We start from the raw sequence: 669 nt of genomic DNA, 5'->3' as shown, positions 1-669 counted from the left end.
CATGAAATGAAAAAGCCAGCGCCTTTAGACGCTAGCCGGTAAAGCGGGCTTATAGCCCAAGAGCAAACCACCCGTTTTACGGGTGGTCCTGATTTTCCAGTAGTATACCAGTAGTATAAAGGTCAAAAATTTATTTTAATTTAGTAGTTATCAGGGTACATTGTGCGTGCTAACTGATCGTAAAGTCTTTCTAATTCACCTTTTGATTGCGCCATTAGACCATAGTTTTTCTTCTTTAACGCAATTTTAGCTTTGAATTTCGCGGCAGTTAATTCGCGTTTGAAATAATCGGGTTGACTAACAGATGATAAAAGTTTTACATAAATTTTATCGTATAATTCTTTTAGTTCTTTTTCCATTTGTTGGTTATGATAAGTGCTAGCTTCTTGTGTACTTGCTTGTGCGTCTACTGTCCCCAAAGTTGAAAACGCTGAAGTTGCTAACATTGTTGCTGCAAACCCTGTAATAATAAGTGATTTAATGTTCATTCTAGTATATACTCCTTCTGTCTTGGTCATATGATTTTGCTTACGTGATTAGTATAATTGATAAATTTCAATAAAAACATTAATTCCATATTAATTTACCTTTAATAATAATATGTAAAATAACACATTTATGACACGCATGAGCGTCACAAGTTTTATGGAGTTATTCGACTTATTATGT

General features: G+C 33.8%; 1 protein-coding gene. It reads right to left on the bottom strand.

Annotation, left to right across the window (positions count from 1 at the left end):
• Positions 1–140: 140 nt before the first annotated feature.
• On the bottom strand, positions 141–488 hold the full coding sequence (locus tag CD172_RS12175; protein WP_157950715.1) for a complement inhibitor SCIN family protein: 348 nt from the start codon (positions 486–488) through the stop codon (positions 141–143).
• Positions 489–669: the final 181 nt, after the last annotated feature.

Origin of the sequence: Staphylococcus agnetis (assembly GCF_002901865.1) — a bacterium.
Taxonomy (GTDB): domain Bacteria; phylum Bacillota; class Bacilli; order Staphylococcales; family Staphylococcaceae; genus Staphylococcus; species Staphylococcus agnetis.
The sequence above is the reverse complement of the archived record's forward strand: the minus strand, read 5'-3'. Positions and strand labels throughout refer to the sequence as shown.

Coding starts and splice junctions, on each gene's coding strand:
- CD172_RS12175 (WP_157950715.1), bottom strand. CDS start 488: ATGAACATTAAATCACTTATTATTACAGGGTTTGCAGCAACAATGTTA.